This window comes from Ruegeria sp. AWH4_226 (assembly GCF_056159225.1).
This window is the reverse complement of sequence record NZ_JBSWUU010000005.1, coordinates 75,272-94,264: the sequence shown is the minus strand read 5'-3', so window position 1 is coordinate 94,264 and position 18,993 is coordinate 75,272. Positions and strand designations below refer to the sequence as shown.

Here is an 18,993-nt window from a genome sequence, read left to right as displayed (position 1 = left end):
ATCAGGCTCCGATGAATGTATCAGCGAGGCCGATAACAGCGCCGACGACGATAGCGATTACCGGGCCTTTCAACGAACCCCAGCCGAACACATAGGCGAGACAGCCCCAGATGAAGCCGACAGCGGCAAGGCTGACGCCAACGACCTTCGAGTCGGCCAGCGTTTCGTTGATGAAATCGCCAATGGCATCTTGCAGCCAGCCAGCGGAGGCGGGCGCTGCCGTGATGATGAACGCAGTGATCGCGAAAAACGCCATCTGCTGGTAGAAGTGGGTTCTTTTCATAGGTCTTTACTCACTTTGCTTAGGATGATCCGCACGTAGTTGCGGGTTTCGGTGAAGGGGGGGACGCCGCCATATTCGACGACGCGGTGAGGCCCGGCGTTGTAGGCGGCAAGCGCCAGCTTCCAGGTTCCGAACTCGCGGTACTGCGCCGCCAAATAGCGGGCACCACCGTCGAGGTTTTCGGCAGGGTTCTTTGGGTTCACGCCCAGGTCTTTCGCCGTTCCGGGCATGAGCTGTGCGAAGCCATAGGCACCCTTGGGCGACAGAGCATCAGCGCGATACCGGCTTTCCTGCCAGACCAGTGCCATGAACAACTCGGCCGGAATGTCGTGCCGTTTTGCCGCTGCATGGATTTCTTTGACGATCCGCTCTTGCGACCAGCCGCCCGAGGATCTGCGAGGCCGCGGTGCCTTGCCCGCAATCTCGATCTTTTCCTGTGGCTTGGCTTTCGGCGCTTCCGGTTTTTCGGCAAGCGTGTACTCACGCATCCGGATTGGCCGAACGACGCCATTGACGATTTCTGCCCGCGCACCGTTGAGAAACACGCTGCCATCCGGTTCATACTCGATGACCTGGGCGCTTGCGCCGGTCGCCACAAATGCCGTGGAGGCGAGCAGAAGGGGCCGCATTGCTGCGATCATTCGGATTTCTCCTTTGCTTGAGTTGGCGAGGAATTGGAGGGGTTCTGTTCGTCGCCGGTCGCGGCCACGTACTCGTCAGTCCAGGACGGCGGAATGCTGACAGCATCCACCAACCAGCCTGCGAGACTTGCGTATTCTTCACCACCAAGGGCCGAGGTCTTGCGAGCGATAGAGCGCGACAGAAACGAAGCCGCTACGCCGTGCTGCAGCAACAGCGAAATCAGAACGCACAGATCATGCAGATGGTATTCGAGGTCGCTGCCAGAGCGAAAACCACCGCTATAGAACACTTCACGGGGTTTGATTGGCGACGCTGGATCATAACCGATGGTGACAAAGGCAGTGTGCCCTTGCGGAGTTTCAACGCGGCGTGTTTCAGCCAGCCGACGATCAGGAAGAACTTTGCGCGCAGGCTTGTTCATGACAAAGCTCCCTGCGCATCAAGTTCCGCTTGTCGGATTTCCATTGCGAAATCGACGTCAAGGCGCAGCTCATCGACCACTTCAAGCGGCAAATCGATGTCCAGCCAGACACCTTCGCGGATCAGGTGAACGTGATAGGTGGCGTTTGGGTAAACGAACCAAAGGGCTTCATGCCGGTTCAGAACGTCGCGCGCGGTGTCGGCGTCGATTGTGCCTGACAGGTCGCAACCGAATTTCAGATTTGCGTAAGAGCTGGCATAGTCCGCTCGGCTGCTGCTTTGGATGAGCACAGCGGCCTTTTCCGGTGAAGCAAAGCGGAACAGCTCTTTCGGACCCAACGCCTTGTTAACGTCTGCGTGCAGCTTCAAGGCTTTGTAGAGCCGATTTGCACGGACATACCCAAGATCATTGAGGACATGGAACATTTCGAGCGCGACCCCGAAAGCCGTGGCGCGGGCATCGCTTTCCAGCCAGTATTCGCGCATTGCGCGCTTGATGGTTGGTCGTTCTCCGGCAAGATGGCGGATAACGGTGAGAATGTCCTTACAGGCTTGCTCGAAGCTCTGGGCGGCAGGCACCAAGCGCCGATCAATCTTGCTTTCGATGGTGTCGAAGGCCACTGTGATCACCTTTCCGCCTTTCAAAAAATAGGTCAGTAGTTTTTACATAATTACGATTATGAGGTTGAGGTTCCGATCATCTGAGCAGCAGGAAATTGGATGCCGGGACACAGCACTGAGCCCTTCGCGGGCTTCGTAGAAAGCCAGCATTCAGCTTGGATCAATCAGCCGGAAGGTCTGACCAAAGTGTCGGGGATGTCCTGTTCGGCGCTGTCGCTGGTCAGTGCTGCGCCGTCGCAAGCGCAGACACGTTGTTCAGGGTCGCACCCATTGACTCTGGCGCGGTGCTGTCCGATCTAAGATCGGCATCTAGGGTTACTGTTTTTACCATAGTACAGTTCTCTCTTGATGTTTGAGGAATGCCCGGATGGATTTGGGGCGTTTCTTGTCCTGTCGGTTGTTGGCGCAATCGACAGGACCGCTCACTGCTCGGTGGTTTTGTTCTGTTGTCACTAAATCGTTGTTTGATCCTTTCCTTCAGCCGCACCAGGACCGGCGTTTGCCGCCATAGTATGGGCGCGCGAGACCCTCGGAAATCAGAATGGCCCCGACCTCCTGCCCAGCGACACGCCCAACCGCTAGGAAGCGGTCATGCACGTCCAGATCTGGTTGGATGACCAGCTCTATCTGGTCCGCCGACTGGATGAGCTCTGTCAGCCTTGCTTTCGCTTTCAATCCCAGAGTTTTTTCCGCACGGCATTGCGGCCGATAGGTCTCCGGCGCATCAAACCCAACAAGCCGATATCGGTGTTCGCCATGATCGAGCGTATCGCCGTCAACGGCAGTCACTTCGGACGCGCTAAGGGTCTTTGTTTGTTTTGATGGTTCAATCCAGACCGCAACAAAGAACAAAGACGCGAGTGTAGCGCTGAGAAACAAGAGCCGTTTCATGTGCCCTGCCCCAGTAATTTGATGAGCCAGGTTCTCGAACGTGCCAGATCAGGTTTTGGATTTCGCGTCCAGAGCCTGCGCCGCTTCCAGACCCTCTGGAGTGATCGACTCGATTGTGTAGTCCGATTTGACGCAAAGAATGCGCCCGTCGCCAAATTCCTGGTGATGCTTAAAAAGCCCCGGCCAAAGATCGAACTCTCTGGGCTCAGCGCCCGCGCGAGAGATCTTCGACTTGCACAAGGCCCCGACATAGTTCGGAGAGCTATAAATGCAGTGGTACTTTGGTCGTCCAAGGGAAGCGAGTCCGATAAATTCGTAGCGGCATGTAAAGGGAACCTGATCTTCTTTCAGGCCCCGGACCATCTCGATGGTTACCACAGTGTATTGTCTCTTGTTGTCCGCCATGACGACCCCCTATGGGCCGTCTTCTACATCCAAAAGTTGTGGACTAAAACACAATCTACGTCAATATAAGAAAGTCAGCCGATTTACGATATTGGATTGTCAGAAATATATTGGCCGGATATTGCTTAAGCGATTCGCAAGCAGGAGAGACCATCTTGAAACACTCAAAATCCAGGAATAGAACTCGCGCGAAGGTCCTTGCAGTTGCACTCGCTGCACTGCCGGCCACGCAGGCCAGTGCCTATCCAATTGACTGTGCCATATTCCTTTGCCTCGCCGGAGGTTGGCCAAGTTCGGCTGATTGCGTCGCAGCCAAGGCGGAGTTCATTCGGCGCATCACGCCCTACCCGGTCGAACCTCCGCTTCAACTCTGGCGCTGTCCGATGAATACGTCACACAGCCCCTCGGACTTGGGTCCTATGGAACGGTTGGAAGCCATCAAGCGCACCAGTGCTAGCCCAGTTCCAGAACTTCCATCGGATGACACCGCTAAGCCATTACTGGTAGACGCATCGATCTCGATAGAAGAGATCCAGTCACATCACGGCCAATACGGTGACGGTTTCCAAGCCACCCCGATCAGCGTCGATCTTTCCTCTTCCGATTTCGACGTTGTGAGGTCCATCAGGGTTTGGGATGTGCGCCACTACAGCTATCGCCGTCGGTCGCGAGAGGACGACTGCGAGCGTTCGCTTGATCTGGTCGTTGGCAGCTATGACGACAACGTAAGCTTTCAATGGTCCGATCACGCCCCCGCGCCAATCCCAGCCTGGCTGCCCCTTGGCAATCGTTGTGAACCTCCCAGCTTCTTCCGCGGCGTTGGTGTTGAGTGGACCGACATTTTCGGGTTCAGCGATTACGAGCTCATCCGATACTGACATTGTTTGTCTAGTGGGTGAATGCGTTGCCCCTGCTGATGCCAATAAGCTTGCCAGCCGGATTGGCACCGAGGTCGTCTGGGCCAGAGGAACACCCTAGTCCCAAAAACAAAAAACCCCCGCAAGGCGGGGCCTCAGCGGGGATCTTCCTAAGTCACGTTTGATCACCTGATTTATAGGAAACTCCCAATTTACTGACAAGGATAAACGCATCTGTGCGAACGGTTTTTCTGTGTCTTTTCGCTGAGGTTCAACCCGCTTTGCTTCCCCGATGAGAAGTAGAACATGAGACCGTTGAACCATTCCGAATTCCATGCCCCGCAAAGACGCGATGCCAATACTGACCTTTTCCAAGGGAAGCCAAAACAATGAGCTTTCGGCAGATCGCATCCACACATCACCACGAAAACATACCTTTTCACAACGGCCTTCCCGAGGGTTGGAACCGAGACAGGTTTCGACAGCTCTGTGTGTGCTATGCGCAAATCAGGGGCGCTTCGGCCCAGTGTATTCGCACCTTTGAGATCATCATCGACATGATCTCGCCATGCGTGTTTCGAGACCCGTCTCAGGAACCCTTTTGCTACGCGCGCCAGGAAACACTGATTGCCGGGCGTGGCGTGACAGATCGGACAATCCACAATCACGAACGAGAACTGGAATTGATTGGCCTGCTCCAACGCAGGCTTGGTGCAAATGGGGCGCGCTGTAAGCGCAAGGGGCTCGGCCTCTTTCTGACCCCTGCTCTGAACCTCATTTCAGAGATGCGCGACGCAGACGAGCAAAGCAAAGCCGAGAAGAAAGAACATGACGAGCTGCGCGGGGATCGATCACGGCTGTATCGATATGTGAAACACAGCCTGGCCGTGCTTGCCTCACTCCCCTGCCCTCCTGAAGGTTTCGACGCGAAGATGGACGCGTTTCGGTCCTGGCCGCGCGCAGACAAGCTGAAATACATGTCGCTGGAGGCGCTCAAGCTACACGTTCAAGCGGCTCATGACCTTTGGAAATGGATCGAAGATCATGTCGCAAAACCCGGTGAAATTTCGGGTGAACCCGAAGCCCGTTTCGGGTCCCATATACAAGACCAAATTGAAGAAACAATTCTGTCCTGTAACGCCGATGGCGAGAGTTCAATGTCCTCGGCAAAAGCCTCGGAACCAGATTGTTCCGGCTTCGGGCCTGACGGCCCTCCGAATTGCTTAGAAAGCAATCATCCGACAGATACGGCATCACGCAAGGCCCAAAAACTACCGCGGGTGAACAATCGCATCCTTTATGAACTGGCCTCACCCGAGTTGCGCATGCATATCGATATCGCCGGTGGTGGAGATCAGAATTCCAAGCCAAGCCTCTTTGCGATTGAGACCGGTGTTTGGTCCCGACTTTCGGAGATTGGCACCAATGTCTCCGCCTGGCACGCGGCGATTGATCGGTTGACCATCATGGGAGCGATCCTGGCTGGAGTAATCACGGATGCGAGGCTGAGTGATCCGCGGTTGCCGCCCGTGGTTAATTCGGGTGGATACCTTCGCGGCATGGTGCAAGCTGAAGAACGGGGTAAATTGAACCTGATTTCCAGTTTCATGGGGCTTTTGGCGCGTAGAGCCCGAGAGGAGGAAGACGGGCTTCCGCAAGACCACTAGAGCGGGTTTTAGCTGTGTCGGATTATGCCCGCCAGCTGCTCAAATTGACGTGTCTCATCGGCAGGATATCGCTCTGTTTCCGCCTCCAGAACAGAACCGTATTCAAATCTGTGATTGGCTACGGGAATTCCCGAGTAGTTTGTTCAGCTTTAGGTTGCTAATCGGCCCCAACGGCAACGCGGAACAGAAAGACAGCTTATGAAAATCGCGGATATTGGCAATTCTGAACTGGATTTCAGGCAAACAGGCGAAGCGCGCCTCCAGGAGATTTGCTCCAGGTTTGGACTGGAAAATGCGTCCTACGCCCATATCGACAAGTATCACAACGTTGTCCACGGCTGCACCACGTTCCCGGCCGAATGGGTCAGGCATTACGTCGACAACGATCTGGTTCTGGCCGATCCCCTCATTCGCTTTGGCGCTGCAATGATTGCACCAATTGATTGGGCTGTGTTTGATGACCAGCGTGAACATGCACCGCTATTCGAGGCTGCAAGGGAATTTGGTGTGGGTCAGAACGGCCTTTCCATTCCGGCTATCAATCCGTTTGGTGAGCGTGGTGTTTTTACGGTTACGTCCAATCTGCCGCGGTCTGAGTGGGACGCCTTGGTCGCTACAATGCTCCCTGCCCTTCGCCATGAGGCACAGGTCCTGCATCTGCTTGCGCTAGATGTCATTGAAACCGTATTCAACTTTCCCTCGGATTCCCTGTCTGGCGATGAACTGGATGTGTTGAAGATGCTCGCGTCGGGTTTGATACCGTCTGTCATTGCCAGGCAGACGGGGCATTCTTCGCGAATGGTAGAGGCACTGACTGCTTCGATCACCACCAAGCTCAAAAGCCGGACGATTGAACAGGCAGTGGCGCGGGCAGTCAGTACTGGATTTCTTAAGTGGAGCGATTTCTTTGCCGACCCTGTGGCCGAACTGGTCAATATGGAAAGTCAGCGACTATGCGGTGGGATCGTCCGTTGGGGTGGCAGGTCTCACGAGTTTATCGCTTTTGAAGACGGCAGACTGGTTCGGAACGCTGATAGCTTTCAGCCGGTCCAGATCACGGATCTCGTGAGAGAGTTTAACTTGAGTGCAAACGAGGTGGTCGAGGAACTTGCGCGTAACATTGATCAAAGATTGCGGATTAGGTATCTCTGAATTCGGCTAAAACGCACTGCTTTGTCTTTGAAAAGACCGCAGGCGCAAGTTTCACGTAATTTCGCTTACGCCGCTGTGCCACCGTAGTAGAGCCCACTCTAACTCTGGTTTCTAAATCTCCTATTCTGCTGAAAACGCGTCACGTTCAAAGCTTGGCTACAGAGCCCTTAGACGCGAGGGCAGCAGATGCTGTCACCTTCGTTCGAACAGCCAAAAATTGGAGATTGAGGCCTTATCTCTGCAATGCCCTGGTATACTGGAGGATCTTGCCCAGCGTGGTTTCACAGGAGGTGCTGACCCGTTCGCCGAAACAGCGAGTCTGGCGTTGGCCGTGAAAGCTCCAGTAATAGCTTCTGACGCCGTCAACGTAGCGCTAAGGCAAATCCGCAATCGTTGTCTATTTGGAACCTGTCCCTCTATGAATAGATTTCAATTGGCGTTCCGTCTTTGACCATAGCGTAGATCTCTTCAATCTCCTGATCTGTGACAGCGACGCACCCTGCGGTCCAGTCACGCTTGTTCGTGGGATCAATTCCAGGGCGAGGGCCGCCATGGATAAAAATATCACCGCCCGGAGAACGACCCCGAGCTCGGGCAAACGCAGAATCCGCCTCGTTCGGATAAGAGATTCCGATTGAAAGATGGAAAAGGCTTTCGGGATTGCGACGGTCAATTACATAGGAGCCTTCAGGTGTTCGCCCGTCTCCTTCGAATTGCTTGTGACCTTCGGGGGCAAATCCGAGTCCAATCGGAAAAGTCCGCAAGACACGCTCACTACCATCGAGGATAAGTAGGCGCTGCCCTTTGTATAGCCGAAGCCGAGTCACAACCGGCCCATTGTAAGTACGGAACTTGTTTGCACAGCCAGACAAAAAGGCGGCTATGAAGCCAGAGAGAAACAAACGTCTTTTCATAGGAACTGCCCGGCTCATTTTGATTTTTTCAAAAGAATATCACTAAAGGCCAGTTGAACAAAGGTGTATTGGATCTCACTAGGACAGGAACCGAAAACCAAGTGATCAGTTGTGGCCACCTCGTCAGCAGTGCAATGAGTGACACTTTGATTTCGACATTTGTTATTCTTACGCAACCTTTCAGTTTTCGCCTATTCAGTATCGAGATCGCTGCTGTAGTCAGGTTTTTTGCCGCTGGAAATCTTGACGCCGATTATTAAGCGAGCCAGATCGTCTACCGAATTGGATTCTTGTTCTAAGGGTTCGTTCACTACGCTGCACCTGTATCGATTTTCAGGTACCACGTAGTTTCGCGCCGGGCCACCCACCCTCAGATAGCGTCACTGTCTAGCTGCAACTTAGGACAATCTCTGTCTATCTGAAATTAGATCTACCAAATTTCGCAAACATATTTGAGGCTCTATTTGTTTCTACTTTGCTTCATCGGCCCGCCCAACGAACCGTTCAAACACTGCAAGAGTTTCGTCACTTACATGATGCTCAATACCTTCAGCGTCATGCTCTGCCACTTCCGGTGAAACGCCCAAGGCGATCAGGAACTCCACGACAATCCGGTGACGCCTTCTACAAGCTTCCGCCAATTGACGCCCGGCATCGGTCAACTGAAGTGAGCGGTAAGGTATTTGCTCAATGAAACCCTCTCGTTTCAAACGAGTCAAATTTTTGGAAACCGTAGGTTGGGTCACGCCCAATCGCTCGGCTATTTCGACCGGGCGCGCTGCACCATTCTGATGGATCAGCTCCGCGATAAGTTCAACGTAGTCTTCAACCATTTCGCTTTGGTGAGCCTGTCGCACAGCCTCAAACCCGCTCGCCTGGGTATCAATACTACGATCTGAATTTACCGGTTTTGTTTCGGTCATCGGCTCATGATTACGTCGCTGGTCTAGTCTCCAGTGTATGCACCTGAAAGCCGAGCTTGACAATGAGCATGCCTTCATCCTTAAATTAGACAAGACTAACTTAAATAGACAGTGCTATGAAACATCTGATAGCGTCCACACTTCTTTGCGCACTGCCAGTGATCGCGGATGCCACGGCGATTGAAGAATCTCCTTGGGCCCCGCGCGCTGCCGCGTATCGACTGACCTTGTTCATGGGAAATCTAACCCCGGTTCCCTGGGATGAAATTGAGAGGAGTTGGACTTCGCCCGCACCTGGCAGTGACATTCAGGTCGCTCCCCTATCACGCGTCTCCGACAACGAAGCGCTTGCGATCAACCAAGCTATGCAAGCCGAAGATCGGCAGGCGCTGTTCGAAGCAAGCACAACTGCCATTGCGGAGGGAATCCTGCGCCATCTGGATGTCGCAAAGACCGCGCTGGGTCAGCCTGAGGCGGCCCGCGAGGTCGCGCAAGCGGCTGCTCTGTTCCGCGCATTCGAAGATGGTATCAAGGCTGCGGACACGTCGGCGGCTCGCGACCTGGGCCGGGCATGGCTGGTTCTGAACTCCACCCTTGGCAGCGCAGGAGTACTGGGCAACGGCGCCCAAACGGTGGATGCCGACCAATTTGCAGAAGCTCAGGCCATTGTCGCTGCCTATATTCGTGCCAACTATCTGCCATCCGAGTATGCCCAACGCGACAAGTTAACACCGCTGCCTGAAACAGTTGTGCTTTCCGGCGAACAAATCACAATGCCCGCCACGCTGCCGCCAGGGTCAAACATCGGAGATCAGGCGCAGCTGCCGCGGCTGGTTCTTCAGTTTGAGGAGGCGGGTGAGGATGAAGCTAATCTACCGCTGGTGGCCTACGGTGACATGCTGTTCGACAGCCCCGAAATCTTCGGCGGCCCGGCGCGTGAGTTGGGCATCGCCTGCTCGACCTGCCACAACCGCTCCGACGTGAACCGGGATTTCTTCATTCCGGGCCTTTCATCCCATCCGGGTGGGATGGATGTGGACGGATCGTTTTTCAATCCAATGTTCAATGACCGGACCGATGATCACTTGGACACGCCTTCTATGCGTGGCATCCGCTTTACCGCACCTTATGGCCGCGACGGGCGCGAACCCAGCCTGCGCCGGTTCATCCGAAATGTGATTGTGACCGAATTCGCGGGAAAGGAACCAACGCCGTTCCAACTGGACGCGCTGGAAGCCTATGTCAAACAGTTCGACTTTCTTCCCAACCCAAAGATCGACCGGTCCGGCAAGCTGACCGATCTGGCGTCAGATGCCGCCAAGCGCGGGGAGTTGCTGTTCAACACCAAATTTGCCGGACTTGGTGACAAATCCTGCGCTTCGTGTCACACGCCTGACCGTCAGTTCCGCGATGGTCTGACCTACGACATCGGCAGCGCTGAACCACCATTCCCCGGCGGCACGGCTTCTGCGTTCGAAACCCCGACGCTGCGCAACGTCAATTTCACTGCACCTTACATGCATGACGGATCGCTGCCGACGCTGGCCAGCGTTGTTGACTGGTTCAATGATACCAAAAATTTGGGTTTGGACGAAGCACAGCGCGCAGATCTGACGGCCTACGTCGAAGCTGTTGGAGACGGTGAAGACCCCTATCAAGTATTCGAAGGTCGCAACAGCGTATTCCGCTTGTCCTGGGAAGAGCTGACGACATTCGCCAGTACGCTCGATACCCTGCTGCCGATGCAGGATGCCGAAAACATAGCGGTTCTGATCGACACGGTAGCTCCTGATCTGGCCGCGGATGCCAGTGTCATGGTCAATCAGAACGCCAAGCCCGAAATCTACGAATTCGCCGCGATCCTGCGAGCGGTTGGCGATGCCAGCGCCGAAGGAAACTGGACCGAAGCCATCCGCCAGTGGGAACTGTTCAAGTCCATGCAGGCCGAAATTGACGAGAGGATGTTCTGATGTTGTCGCGCCGCAATTTTCTGGTCGCTGCAGCCGCATCTGCAGCCATGCCCGTAATGGCTGCAACTGACCAGGGGCTGAAGCTGGCCTTCATCCCGCAGGAGAACCCCGAAAAGCTGTTGGGTGACATCAACGTCATCACCGGCTGGCTTTCAGAGCAGATGGGCGTCCCGGTCACGGGGTTTGTCACGTTCGACCACGCTGCTGCCGTTGAGGCGCTGCGCAACGGTGATGCCGATATCTCGTTCATGGGAGCGTTGCCCTTTGTGTTGGCCGAAGACCAGATCGGCGCCGTACCGCTATTGTCCGAGGTTTATCGCGGGCAACCCAGCTATTCGGGCCGGGTCTTCGTGCGGCGTGACAGCGGAATCGAAGCGCTGGCCGATCTCCGGGGACGTGACATCGCCTTTTCCGATCCGGTCTCGGAATCCGGTTACATCTATCCGCTTGATCTGTTTGTGCGCGCCGGGCTGTTCGCGGGCACGGGCGATGCCGACAGCTTTTTCGGGCAGAAATTCTTTGCTGGCGGATATCAGCAAGCGATGCAGGCCATGGCCAACGGACTGGTCGATGCGGCAGGCGCAAGCCAGTATGCCGATCTCTATCTGACCCCGGATCAGCAGGCCGAGGTCAAGGTGCTGGCGGAATCAGAACAAATTCCCAGCCACGCAATCATTGCCCGCCCTGATCTGGACGCCGGGCTGCAGGCAAAGTTCATTGAAACCATGCTGCGCCTCAACGAGAGTGAGAACCGTCATCTGTTGGCCTACCTCTATGGCCCGGATGGCTATCTTCCTGCTGATCCATCGGTTTACGAGGGCGTGCGCGAGACTGCGCGGCGGTATGGGTTTCTGAAATGAATCCTGTAGTTTCACTCAACGCGATATCGCAACACTTTGCCAGTGCAGCGGCGCTTACAGAAGTTTCACTATCAGTGCAGCCCGGTGAAAGCGTCGCGCTACTCGGTCCTTCGGGTGCGGGCAAATCAACGATGCTGGCTTTGTTGGACGGTCGTTTGCGTGGTTGGCACGGCGAAGCCCAGGTGCTTGGCAAGCCACTTTTGGCAACTGGGGTTCCATCCCGCGAGGACCGTGCCAATACCGGCTTTATCTTTCAGGAATTCGCACTGGTTGATCGGCAGAGTGTTTATCAGAATGTAATGAACGGTCGGATGGGCCGGATGAATATCTGGTCTTCGCTTTGGGGGCGGTTCCGGGAAGAGGACCACATGTGCGTGACACGGGCGCTTCAGGATACGGGGCTGTCAGACCTGGCAAGCCGCCGTGCCGATCAGTTGTCGGGTGGGCAACGGCAGCGCGTTGCGATTGCCAGATGTCTGGCACAAGAACCCGAGTTGATCCTTGCGGATGAGCCCGTCAGCAATTTGGACCCTGCTCACGCCGAACGAATTCTGAGCCTGATCACAAGCTCTGCACGTAGCCGTGGTATCGGCGTCATTTTCAGCTCGCATCAGCCGGATCTGTCGCGCCGCTTTGCCGAGCGCATCATAGGCCTGCGAGATGGCGTGGTATTGTTCGACAAACCGTCGGCTCAATTTACCAGCGGGGACATCGACGAGCTGTATCACGGCGCCAGTGTCACATCGGGGCTGCGTGTAGTCAGTTGATGGGCCGATCTGTCATTTGGGTCATGCTGGCTCTGGCGATCCTGTGGTCGCTGACCAGCGGGGATATGGGATTGGGCAAGCTGCCAGGCGCAGGGCCCCGTCTGGCAGAGTTTATGGGGCGCATGATCCCACCTGACCTGTCCGTTTGGCGCGAGGTTCTGACAGGGCTGGCGGAGACACTGAGGATCGCCATTCTGGGAACATTGTTCGCTGTAATCCTGTCCTCGGGACTGGCCCTTCTGGCCTCTGAAACTATGGTGTCACCAACAATTTGGCGCCCCGTCCGCGCCTTGCTGGCGGTTATCCGGTCGATCCCGCTGATCCTGGTCGCCATGCTAATGGTGGGCGCTGTTGGGTTGGGACCACTTCCCGGTATTCTGGCAATCACATTTCACGCGACTGGCATGTTGGCAAAGTTCTATGCGGAAGCCATCGACAACGTTGCTACCGCTCCTGTGGCGGCGCTTGAAAGCGCGGGAGCCAACAGAATTCAACAGTTGCGTTGGGCGATCTGGCCGCAGATGGCGCCTGTGATCATGCGCGATACCGTATTTCGGTTTGAACTAAATCTGCGCGAAAGCCTGATACTGGGCATTGTCGGTGCCGGTGGCATCGGGCTGTATGTGCAAACCTATGTACGGTCGTTTCAGTATGAAAAGGCTGCGACCGTGACGTTGGCAATCATTGTTCTGGTTTTATTGTCAGAGGCGCTGAATACGGCCTTGCAAAAACGGTTCAACTAAGCCGGAATCTCCCAATTCTCCAAGGAAAAGGCTCGTGTCTTTCCTTTCTTCCATCGCGGTTGAAGGTTGGATGCTTCGCTTGAAACCGGGCCGGTGTAGTCTGCTACACACCCCCTCACGCTGGTTTGTTAAGGCCTCAAGCTTGCTAGATTGAAAGTCGCCTGCGTTGAGGAAAATTCTTGGTGCCAATCTAGCGTTCAAACGGATTCACCGCTGTTTCCATGGGAATGTGTTGCCGAAACATTTGCTACCAGCCTGCCAGTGCGTAGTGCTCTGACACGTGCGTTCATCCAATGCCTCACGACGACTCGGTACATCAGTTCACGGAAAAAGCCAAAGTTCTGCCTGTGACGGACATAGAAGGAGTCAGGGGAGTCAAAGACCCCAAAATCCTGCACGATGCCGTTTCTTTGAATGTATGTGTCACGGCCTTCCCATTCGACCTGGGGATCGCTCAGGCAATCCGTCCCCACACCATACCCACACAGGCTTTCTGTTTTGGGAAATGTCGGCTGCAACACGCGTAAGAAAAGCTCATCCAGAATAAAGCCTTCCAGCTTTAGCCACGTACCCTCTGCTTCGACTTCGACCCATGAATGCACAATCTCCATCGGCGCCATCGGATAGAAAAGCTCGGGAACCACACCCCTCTGCAATTCTTTGTGGATCGTAAAGCCATGCAAACGGCATCGGATACCGCTGCCGCGAAACAGTGCCATCAGAAGAGTGCCCTTGGTATTGCATTGCCCATAGCCATTGGCGAGTACCTCTGACGCCGGGATATCGTCTGCACGGTTGTAACCAAAGGCAATCTCGTTACGCACGAAATCATAAATAGCGCCAATTCGATCCAATACAGGCAGATCGGGCCAGCTCCGTTCCGTTATGAGCCCCAAAATTGCGGGTGTTTCAAAATCAAGCAGAGGTGTGGCGGTTAGCAACGGGTCTCGGTTCAGCATTTGGTCTCTCGTCGAATCAACTCAGAAAGACTTTTAACTGCTATAGTGACTATAGCTTCAAGAGGCTAATTCCAGTTCGCAATAACGCTGCCCGGGGTTACGCGCCGATTTCTTCGTGATCAGTAAGACATTCGGAATGATCGCGCAGAACTTCGAGAACACGACAGTCCGAGGTGTTGCCGCCACTGCATTCATGCACCATGCGCTCCAGCTCGGTCCGCAACGCTTCCAGCCGCGCCATTCTTTGCTCAATCTGTTTGAGTTGCCGGCGCGCGATACTGTCGGCTTCATGACATGGGCGATCCGGATCGTCGGACAAATCAAGCAGTTCGCGTATCGCCTCAAGCGAAAACCCCAATTGGCGGGAATGACGGATGAATGCAAGGCGATCCAGTTCGGCATGGCCGTAACGCCTCTGGCCACCTTCGGTGCGCCCCGGTTCCGGCATAAGTCCGATCTGCTCGTAGTAGCGGATCGTCTGAACCTTGGTTCCGGTCTTTTTTCCGAGCGTTCCGATCGTCAGCATCTGGGTCTCCTTGCAAAGTTACAGCTTATGTAGGTTCGCGTCGACACCGCACAATAGTACCTTCCAGCCGGTGGACCTGTGACACCCAGCCGCAGGCTCAAAAACCCCTTTGAACCTCTAGCAGGTAGAGGGTGTACATGCCGTTCTGAACCAAGAATCACAGGCGGACGGCTAACTTTGAAACTGACCGTGTTTCAGAAAATCTTATGGGTAATGGCTGGTGTCGCAACGGCGGCATTTGCCTATCTGATGCTGTGGTCAGAATATAGACCTGCGCGGATTGAGGAGGGGTCTGTCCCGTTCGAAGCCAGGTTCGAACTGACAGATCACTCTGGTGTTGTCCGTACTCAGAACGACTTTGCGGGCAAATGGATGTTGGTGTTTTTTGGGTTCACCAACTGCCCGGACGTATGCCCTACAACACTGTCTGAGGTAGCAGCAGTGCAGGAAGGGCTGGGCGACCAATCAAACCAAGTGCAACCTATCTTCATTTCAATTGACCCCGAACGCGACACTCCGGCCGTCCTGGCCGAGTATGTGCCACTTTTCGATGCGGGGATCATTGGGCTTACAGGCACGCCAGAACAGATTGCGCAAACGTCCAAGACCTTTCCGATATTCTACGAACGGATCGAACAAACCCCTGCGCCGGATGGATATACGATGGGGCATACCTCTCATCTGTTTCTGTTCAACAAGGACGCTGGATTCGTCCAGTCCTGGTCCTATGGCACGCCTGCCGAAGAAATTCTTGCGGATCTGAAACAGAGACTCTGAGCACCATGTCCCGGTTTTCTAAAGATACACTTCTCGGCCTGGCCTGGGCGATTGCCTTGGTTGCTTCTCTTTCTGTTCTGTTCATTGGAGAGATCCTGGGGCAGACGCCCTGTGTGCTGTGCTGGTTCCAGCGCGCGTTCATGTTCCCATTGGCGATCGTACTGGGGCTTGGCCTGTGGTGGCAGGACCAGAACGTGGGCCGATACGGGATAGCACTGGCATTGGGGGGCGCCGTTGTCGCCTTGTGGCACATGGGCCTGTATGCTGGTCTGATCCCGGAAAAAATCCAACCATGCTCGGCAAGTGGTCCGTCCTGCACCGACGCAAATCAATCTGTTTTGGGCATCCCGATTCCGCTGATGGCGCTCGTTTCATTCGCGCTGATCGGCGTTCTGTGCGCCCTTTCACTCAAGGAGAAACAAGTATGAACAGACGTGGCATGATCTTGTCCGTTCTCGCGCTCGGTGGGGCCGGATTCGGGGCCGCCGCCTGGTACGTGAACCGAACGACTGCTTCAGGCAACACCGAGCCTGTCGCACCCGAAATCGCCGAAACACTTATCCGTTCCTACTCGCCTGTTCTCGGCCCTAAAGACGCACCGGTTACAATTGTCGAATTTTTCGATCCGGCTTGTGAAGCCTGCCGTGCCTTTCATCCGGTCGTGAAGGACATAATGGCTCAGCATGGAGACGCCGTGCGTGTTGTGATCCGGTACACCCCTTTCCATGGCGAAGGCTCAGAGGAGGCGATCCGCGTGCTTGAAGCGGCACGCATGCAGGGGGTCTTTGAACCGGTCCTGGAAGCCGTGCTGCGAGAGCAGCCCAAATGGGCCGCGCATGGTGCGCCTGAGCCTGGTCTTATTATTCGAATTGCAGCAGCGGCGGGACTGGATGCCGAGGCAGCGCAGGCACAAATGCTTGCGCCCCAGACAGTTGGTGTTCTCAATCAGGATCGCGCTGATGTCGAAGCGGCCGGTATAAGGCAAACTCCGACATTCTTCGTCAATGGCAAATCTCTGGATCCGTTTGGTGAGGCTGAATTGAGGCGCCTGGTCGCTGCAGAAGTTGCAGCACTGCAAAGCTGAGCAGTAGCGAGAGGTACTATGAGACTCACTGCAAAAAATACTCTTCTGGCAGGTGTACTGAGTGCATTCGGTCTGACGGCCATTCTCTCGGCACCGGTTCTGGCAGGGGGCAACGATGTTGTCGTTGAAGATGCCTGGTCGCGCGCTTCTATTGGCTCCAACCGACCTGGCGTCGCTTACATGACGATCCGCAACACCGGCAATGAGGCCGTCACGCTGACGTCTATCCGCACCGATCTTGCGAGGATGCCCGAGATCCATCAGACATCGACCAATGCAGAGGGCGTCAGTTCCATGGCACCCGCTGGCGAGCTGGAAATTGCGCCGGGTGGTTTCGTAGCGCTTGAGCCGGGCGGGCTCCACGCAATGCTCATGCGGCTGCAACGCCCTATGATCGAAGGCGAGCGCTTTACGCTGACTCTTATCTTTGCTGATGGCGCAGAAAAGACCGTCAACGTGCCGATATTTGGCATCGCGGCGCGAGGCCCCGAGAGCTGATGCAGCGGCGACGCGTTCTCACATTCGGGTCTGCTGGACTTGGAGCAATCGGCCTGACGCTCTTTGCCGGATGGTGGCAAGTGGATGGGCCGGGAGCGGCTCAATCCGATCGCCTTCGCCCCCTTGCGTTGTCGGACATGAACTTTCGCATGGTTGATCACGAAGGGATCACCGTCACCCCGCAATCGCTGGTCGGACGTGCAACAATGGTGTTCTTCGGCTTTACCTACTGCCCGGATGTTTGCCCGACGACTCTTTCGGATATTTCCCTCTGGCTGGATGATCTGGGCAATGACGCGGACGAGTTGAACGTCGTGTTTATAACCGTAGACTCTGAAAGGGACACGGTCGATGCCATGGCCGATTATGTCAGCTACTTTCATCCGGCTATTCGCGGTTGGGTCGGCGTTTCGGACCAAATCGCGCAAGCCGCAGACGACTTTCGCGCCAATTATGAAAAAGTTCCACTGGAAGATGGCGACTACACAATGAACCACACCGCAAGTGTTTTTCTGTTTAACCCCACAGGCGAATTTGTCAGCACCATCGACTATCATGAGCAGAGAGAGTTCGCTGTACCCAAGATCCGCCGCGCTTTGAAAAGTGGAGCGGATACAACATCATGAACGCACGGTTTCTAGCAACCTCGGCGATCGCGATCAGCAGCGTCTCGATTGCTTCGATCATGTTCATTGCCTCGAACAGGTCTGAAATGACGGCGCCTGCGCCCACGGTCTTTCAGCTGCCCAAACTTCCTGCGGAACCGCAGATCACATCGGCTCCGTTGCTGAATGTACCATCGGCAGAACTCGCTCCAAGCCCCGTTTCGTTTCGACCTGCTCAGCCGGAACCCATTCAGGCAGAGGAACCTTTGCCACCTGTTGAACCACCTTCACGAACATGGACGCGCGAGCTTGCAGTGGGTGACACACTCGACAGTATGCTGTCTGACGCGGGGATCGACGCAACCGATCGCGCCGAAATCGCACTTGCACTTGGCGCTGAATACGACTTGCGGCGCTTGCGGCCGGGTCACTCGATAACAGTCGTTGCAACGGCAGCGGATCAACTGTGGAGTGTGGAGCTCGCCGTGGAAGATGGCGTGAGAATTGAAGTGACACTTAGCGAGACGTTGTCCACGCGCGTGGTCTCACCGGAACCCGACACTGTCATTCTGGCCCGCAAAACAGAGATCGAAACTTCGATTTCAAATGCGCTGAGTAGCGCAAAGATCCCGGTTCGTTTTGCGGTGGATCTCGCTCAGATGCTGAGCGGGACAGTGGATTTTCGGAGGGACCTGACAGGTGGTGAAGCTCTCCGTCTTCTCTGGCGCGAAAAGAGCATCGATGGCGAGAGGGTGGGCCAGTCCGAGCTCATTTTTGCGGCGCTGGAAGTTGATGATCGGCTTTACGAAATAGCATGGCCAGACGACGACAACGGTCGCGCCACGATCTATGTTGATGGTGAACTTCTTCGTGTCTTTGCCCAACCCGTCGAAGGCGCGCGCCTGAGTTCAGTCTTTGGTCGGCGAAAACACCCGGTCTACGGCAATGTGCGGATGCATACAGGTGTCGATTTTGCTGCTGCACGCGGCACGCCGGTACATGCGACAGCTCCGGGCCGGGTATCCTATGTTGGTTGGCGCGGGGGGTATGGGCGTGTGGTGGAAATCGCTCATGGATCGGATACGGTCACGCGATATACGCATCTTAGCGCAACCGCCGATGGTCTGGCCAAAGGTCAGCGCGTGGAGGCTGGCGAGATGGTTGGCCGTGTCGGGTCGAGCGGCACCGCGACCGGCCCCAATCTTCATTATGAAGTATTGGTTGACGGGCGCCCAACGGACCCGCTTTCTGACGACCGACTTGCTGCCGCTGCGAACAACGAGGTTGAAAGCGAAGCAGCGCGAAAACGCTTAAGAAATGCTCGGGCACAGCTTGAGGAACAGCTGGGCAATACCGTCGCCAAAAAAAGCGAATCTAGTTCGTGAGAGTTTCTTAAAACGGCTTCAGGTGCGCGGCTATCAGTTAGCGG

General features: G+C 55.3%; 23 protein-coding genes. 13 read left to right on the top strand and 10 right to left on the bottom strand.

Annotated features, from left to right (window positions below; genetic code table 11):
- Position 1: 1 nt before the first annotated feature.
- From ACXAET_RS22095 to ACXAET_RS22070, 6 genes are all read right to left on the bottom strand, one after another.
- Positions 2-283, bottom strand: coding sequence for an HAD family hydrolase (locus ACXAET_RS22095; protein ID WP_170574749.1), 282 nt, complete (start codon positions 281-283; stop codon positions 2-4).
- The gene (locus tag ACXAET_RS22090; RefSeq protein WP_247748075.1) at positions 280-924 is read right to left on the bottom strand and encodes a lytic transglycosylase domain-containing protein; all 645 of its coding nucleotides are present in this window, start codon (positions 922-924) and stop codon (positions 280-282) included. Before ACXAET_RS22090 ends, ACXAET_RS22095 begins: the two co-directional genes overlap by 4 nt.
- Positions 921-1,346 (bottom strand): TSCPD domain-containing protein, encoded by a 426-nt coding sequence (locus ACXAET_RS22085; protein ID WP_152460687.1) that lies wholly within the window; start codon positions 1,344-1,346, stop codon positions 921-923. The genes ACXAET_RS22090 and ACXAET_RS22085 overlap by 4 nt, the downstream gene beginning before the upstream one ends.
- On the bottom strand, positions 1,343-1,966 hold the full coding sequence (locus ACXAET_RS22080; RefSeq protein ID WP_209251508.1) for a hypothetical protein: 624 nt from the start codon (positions 1,964-1,966) through the stop codon (positions 1,343-1,345). The genes ACXAET_RS22085 and ACXAET_RS22080 overlap by 4 nt, the downstream gene beginning before the upstream one ends.
- A gap of 477 nt (positions 1,967-2,443) precedes the next feature.
- Positions 2,444-2,857 (bottom strand): thermonuclease family protein, encoded by a 414-nt coding sequence (locus ACXAET_RS22075; protein ID WP_170634636.1) that lies wholly within the window; start codon positions 2,855-2,857, stop codon positions 2,444-2,446.
- 48 nt (positions 2,858-2,905) lie between these two features.
- Positions 2,906-3,262: a hypothetical protein gene (locus ACXAET_RS22070; RefSeq protein ID WP_142638830.1), complete on the bottom strand. Its 357-nt coding sequence runs from the start codon at positions 3,260-3,262 to the stop codon at positions 2,906-2,908.
- A 155-nt stretch (positions 3,263-3,417) separates the two neighbouring features.
- Between ACXAET_RS22070 and ACXAET_RS22065 the strand changes: the two genes are divergently transcribed.
- The 3 genes from ACXAET_RS22065 (at position 3,418) to ACXAET_RS22055 (ending at position 6,938) form a co-directional block, all read left to right on the top strand.
- Positions 3,418-4,140, top strand: coding sequence for a hypothetical protein (locus tag ACXAET_RS22065; protein WP_475190752.1), 723 nt, complete (start codon positions 3,418-3,420; stop codon positions 4,138-4,140).
- A 368-nt stretch (positions 4,141-4,508) separates the two neighbouring features.
- A complete protein-coding gene (locus tag ACXAET_RS22060; protein ID WP_170634640.1) occupies positions 4,509-5,786 on the top strand; it encodes a helix-turn-helix domain-containing protein in 1,278 nt (425 codons plus the stop codon).
- Between the two features lie 198 nt (positions 5,787-5,984).
- Positions 5,985-6,938, top strand: a complete 954-nt coding sequence (locus ACXAET_RS22055) for a helix-turn-helix transcriptional regulator (protein WP_170634642.1) — start codon at positions 5,985-5,987, stop codon at positions 6,936-6,938.
- A 416-nt stretch (positions 6,939-7,354) separates the two neighbouring features.
- Here the strand turns inward: ACXAET_RS22055 and ACXAET_RS22050 are convergent, their stop codons facing one another.
- Both ACXAET_RS22050 and mntR read right to left on the bottom strand, forming a co-directional pair.
- Complete coding sequence (locus ACXAET_RS22050; protein ID WP_170634645.1) at positions 7,355-7,852, bottom strand: L,D-transpeptidase family protein; 498 nt, start codon at positions 7,850-7,852, stop codon at positions 7,355-7,357.
- 470 nt (positions 7,853-8,322) lie between these two features.
- Entirely contained in the window at positions 8,323-8,775 is a 453-nt protein-coding gene (mntR, locus tag ACXAET_RS22045; protein ID WP_170634647.1) for a manganese-binding transcriptional regulator MntR, read from the bottom strand.
- A gap of 116 nt (positions 8,776-8,891) precedes the next feature.
- Between mntR and ACXAET_RS22040 the strand changes: the two genes are divergently transcribed.
- Genes ACXAET_RS22040 through phnE form a run of 4 tightly spaced genes read left to right on the top strand, consistent with a single transcriptional unit; the run spans position 8,892 to position 13,115 of the window.
- The gene (locus ACXAET_RS22040; protein ID WP_170634649.1) at positions 8,892-10,745 is read left to right on the top strand and encodes a cytochrome c peroxidase; all 1,854 of its coding nucleotides are present in this window, start codon (positions 8,892-8,894) and stop codon (positions 10,743-10,745) included.
- Positions 10,745-11,605, top strand: a complete 861-nt coding sequence (locus ACXAET_RS22035) for a phosphate/phosphite/phosphonate ABC transporter substrate-binding protein (protein WP_170634651.1) — start codon at positions 10,745-10,747, stop codon at positions 11,603-11,605. Before ACXAET_RS22040 ends, ACXAET_RS22035 begins: the two co-directional genes overlap by 1 nt.
- Positions 11,602-12,372: a phosphonate ABC transporter ATP-binding protein gene (locus ACXAET_RS22030; RefSeq protein ID WP_209251504.1), complete on the top strand. Its 771-nt coding sequence runs from the start codon at positions 11,602-11,604 to the stop codon at positions 12,370-12,372. The genes ACXAET_RS22035 and ACXAET_RS22030 overlap by 4 nt, the downstream gene beginning before the upstream one ends.
- On the top strand, positions 12,372-13,115 hold the full coding sequence (phnE, locus tag ACXAET_RS22025; RefSeq protein WP_209251502.1) for a phosphonate ABC transporter, permease protein PhnE: 744 nt from the start codon (positions 12,372-12,374) through the stop codon (positions 13,113-13,115). The genes ACXAET_RS22030 and phnE overlap by 1 nt, the downstream gene beginning before the upstream one ends.
- Before the next feature lie 197 nt (positions 13,116-13,312).
- Here the strand turns inward: phnE and ACXAET_RS22020 are convergent, their stop codons facing one another.
- Positions 13,313-14,074: a transglutaminase-like domain-containing protein gene (locus tag ACXAET_RS22020; protein ID WP_475190738.1), complete on the bottom strand. Its 762-nt coding sequence runs from the start codon at positions 14,072-14,074 to the stop codon at positions 13,313-13,315.
- A gap of 97 nt (positions 14,075-14,171) precedes the next feature.
- Positions 14,172-14,600 (bottom strand): MerR family transcriptional regulator, encoded by a 429-nt coding sequence (locus ACXAET_RS22015; protein WP_170634659.1) that lies wholly within the window; start codon positions 14,598-14,600, stop codon positions 14,172-14,174.
- Between the two features lie 213 nt (positions 14,601-14,813).
- Between ACXAET_RS22015 and ACXAET_RS22010 the strand changes: the two genes are divergently transcribed.
- The 6 genes from ACXAET_RS22010 to ACXAET_RS21985 are packed head-to-tail and all read left to right on the top strand — an operon-like array spanning position 14,814 to position 18,949.
- A complete protein-coding gene (locus ACXAET_RS22010) occupies positions 14,814-15,377 on the top strand; it encodes an SCO family protein (RefSeq protein ID WP_209251500.1) in 564 nt (187 codons plus the stop codon).
- Between the two features lie 5 nt (positions 15,378-15,382).
- Entirely contained in the window at positions 15,383-15,805 is a 423-nt protein-coding gene (locus ACXAET_RS22005; protein ID WP_209251498.1) for a disulfide bond formation protein B, read from the top strand.
- A complete protein-coding gene (locus ACXAET_RS22000) occupies positions 15,802-16,461 on the top strand; it encodes a DsbA family protein (RefSeq protein WP_209251496.1) in 660 nt (219 codons plus the stop codon). The genes ACXAET_RS22005 and ACXAET_RS22000 overlap by 4 nt, the downstream gene beginning before the upstream one ends.
- 18 nt (positions 16,462-16,479) lie before the next feature.
- Entirely contained in the window at positions 16,480-16,959 is a 480-nt protein-coding gene (locus ACXAET_RS21995; protein ID WP_209251495.1) for a copper chaperone PCu(A)C, read from the top strand.
- Positions 16,959-17,585 (top strand): SCO family protein, encoded by a 627-nt coding sequence (locus tag ACXAET_RS21990; RefSeq protein ID WP_209251494.1) that lies wholly within the window; start codon positions 16,959-16,961, stop codon positions 17,583-17,585. Before ACXAET_RS21995 ends, ACXAET_RS21990 begins: the two co-directional genes overlap by 1 nt.
- Positions 17,582-18,949 (top strand): M23 family metallopeptidase, encoded by a 1,368-nt coding sequence (locus ACXAET_RS21985; protein WP_209251493.1) that lies wholly within the window; start codon positions 17,582-17,584, stop codon positions 18,947-18,949. Before ACXAET_RS21990 ends, ACXAET_RS21985 begins: the two co-directional genes overlap by 4 nt.
- Positions 18,950-18,993: the final 44 nt, after the last annotated feature.